At 45.8% G+C, this 3,325-nt stretch carries 1 pseudogene; it reads right to left on the bottom strand.

Annotated features, from left to right (window positions below):
* A pseudogene (locus BXY75_RS17050) lies at nt 1-3,325 on the bottom strand (hypothetical protein); the annotation flags it as partial.

Here is a 3,325-nt window from a genome sequence, read left to right as displayed (position 1 = left end):
TAGCAATGGGGTTGGTAAGGGTCAGTGCATCTTGATAGCTCTCATAGTAGCCCAGATCCCAAGTTGCTCCATTTAATATCTCTCCCTCTCTTTGGGTTAGATCGAACTCCTCGATCCCATCGCCCGGTAGATTATTATCACAGGCCATCAATGCCTCTGGGGTTACAGCAGCAGGATTCGCATTCACCCGAAGGGTTAAGCTAACACTGGTATTGTCACAGTCCGTATTGCCATCGATCACACGAACGTACACCGTCTGTGGATTCGAAGTATTTAAATATTCATTGGCAGGGGTAATAGGATCGATGTCATCAATCGCATTCTGCTGGGTCTCATAATAGCGTACCTCTACCCCAACGACGCCGCCCGTAATCTCAGCATTCTTCTGAGTCAGATCAAAGAGTGTAAACCCATCATTGGGCTCCCCTAGATCATCACACACATTTAGTGGCGTAGGTGCATTGGCTAGTGGACCAATGGTGACCTTTAATAAGAAAGAACCAGTCTTGTAACACTGGGTGGTGTTGTGCTCCAAACGAACAAAAATCGTTTGCTCGGGAGTACTGGTGTTGGTATAGGCCTGCGGATTGGCAATAGGATTGGTCCCTGCAGCTGCTGCCACCTGCGTTAGATGGAAACTAAGGGTATAGGCATCCGAACTCTGAGAACCAAAAATAACAGCCGATCGCTGGGTCAAATCAAAGACCCCAAATCCATCATCATCACACAATACTAAATCTTCAATAGCAATAGGTACAATCGGGGTAGGAATCAAAACAAGATCCAAGGCAACGATCGTAAAACAGCCCGTAGCTGTTGGTGGCTCCTCAAAGCTCGCCCGTGCATACACCGTCTGGGTATTGGCAACAATATTGGTATAAGGACTTGCAATGGCAAATACCTGGTTTTGAGCATCCGACAAGGTCTCATAGTACGCAACACTCACCCCGCTCTGACCAGCGATGATCTCTACATCCTTGGTCGTTAAATCAAAGGTCCCAAATCCATCATTATTAATATCACATAATTCAAAATCGGAAGGCGTAGCAGCCGTCGGATTTGGATTCACAAACAAGGTTAGGGTCGTTTGGGCATCACAGCCCTCTAAATTAAATACACTCACAAACAACGTCTGTCCATTGGTGGTATTGGCATAGGCCGTGGCATTGGTAATAAAATCACCTGCCGTTTGTTGGGCCAAGGTCTCATAATAAAAAACACTTAAGTCTTCATCCCCTATGGTGATAAAATCATCATTAAGAGTTAAATCAAAGGTAGCGATACCATCGGTAGTACTACCGCCTGTTTGGTCATCACACACCTCCATATCTTCTGGAGAAGCAATCACAGGATAGCCCCCTACAATGAGTTCAAAAGAACTAACACGTGCACATCCACTATCGTTGTCTTCCAGACGAACCCAAATGCTCTGTCCTGTACTACTAAAGGTGGTCGTGGGCCCGATTGGGTTGGTTCCTGCCTCAGCATCTGCTAAGGACACATGGTAGCTGATACTAAAATCTAGCGGATCCTGAGCACCATACACAAAGGGAGTGTTCTCTTCCAAATTAAACACCACACTACCTCCTGTTCCGTTATCACAGGCTAGTAAGTCACCAAAACCAGGAATCACAGGGGCATCAGGCAAAGCACCTACCACCAGATCCAAAGGAACTACCGTAAAACAGCCCGTAAGATCATTAGTCACTCGTGCCCATACCGTTTGAAGGTTTGCCACTACATTTTGATAAGGACTTGTAAGGGCCGCCGCAGGATTTCCTGTGCGTGCCCCAGTCTGAGTTAAGAAATACAATACACTTACATCTGGCTCGCCTCCGATAATCTCTATATCTTTATCCTCTAAGGTAAATTCAGAAAAACCATTGTTGTCATCATCACAGACCACCAACGGAGTTGGTGTTACAGGTGATGGGTTAGGGTTCACAATCAAGGTAAGGGTTACCAGTCGCTTACACCCTGCTCCACTGCTGACCCTAGCAATAATCGTTTGTGGGTTCACAGGTGCCGGAGGAATCGCTCGGTTTTGATAGGCCGAAGGAGTTGTTATGGCATTATTGGCAAGCTCATCGGCCGTGGTCTCATACCAACTCACACTTAAAGTAGGGTCCGAGCCTGTAATCTCATCCTCCTTTGTGGTCAAATCAAACGTACTGATCTGATCGGTAAGGGTACTGCCATTTAAATCGTCATCACATAGCTTATAAGGAAGTGGCTGTATTGCAGCCGGTATTGGATCTACCATCAAGGTTAAAGGAACAATTGCATAACAACCGGTCCCACCGTTATTAGGATCGGTATTTGCAGCATTCCCTACCACTAGCACATACACCACTTGTAAAAAGGGAGTCACATTCTGATATACTCCAGGATTGGGAATGGCCTGTGAGTAATCAGGAGCCGTTAAGGCCAGATCTCCAGCAGTAATGGCATCAGCTTCCAGCTCATAATAATACAAATCATACAAAATCGGGTCTAAGCCGTTTAATACACCCACTGCAGATTCGTTTAAATTGAAAAACTCCAATCCATCACCAGGATTGTTGGTATCACAACGGTGAAGGCTCTGAGGAGTCGTGGCAACCATAGGGCTGTCTCGAACCTCCAGAGTTAAGGTGATGTAATTCTTACATAGGGTTGTAATGCTCTCTACCCGTGCAAAGACCACATCATTATAAGGATCATCATTGGTATAAGGATCCGTTAGTTCGTTGATATTATTCTGTGCATCCGACAGCGTTGGGTGATAAGTTACCTGCAAATCAGCATCACCGTCGGTGATATCCATATCCGCATCGTGAAGGGTAAATTCTGCAAAACCATCGTTGTCATCATCACAGATAACCAGTGGCTCCGGAGTAATACTCGTAGGTACAGGGTTTACCACCAAGGTCAAGGTAACAGTGACCTTACAGCCAAAAGTACCGGTAACTCTAGCTACAATTGTCTGTGGATTTAACGGTGCTGGAGGAATCTCACGATTCTGATAGGCCATGGGATTGGCAATAGGATTATTCGCTAACTCATCGCCTGGAGTCTCATACCAAATTACACTCAAGGTAGAATTCCCATCGGTAATCTCATCCTCCCGAGTGGTTAAATCAAAGGTGCTAATCTGGTCGGTACGGGTACTGCCATTAATCTCATCATCGCATAGCTCATAAGGAAGCGGTTGTACCGCTAGGGGCAATGGATCTACTATCAAGGTTAAGGGAACAATAGCATAACAGCCCGTTCCACCATTGTTAGGATCCGTATAAGCGGCATTACCCACCACCAAAATATACACCACTTGTAAAAAGGGAGT

Source organism: Ulvibacter antarcticus (genome assembly GCF_003688405.1).
GTDB classification, from domain to species: Bacteria; Bacteroidota; Bacteroidia; order Flavobacteriales; family Flavobacteriaceae; genus Ulvibacter; species Ulvibacter antarcticus.
The sequence above is the reverse complement of the archived record's forward strand: the minus strand, read 5'-3'. Positions and strand labels throughout refer to the sequence as shown.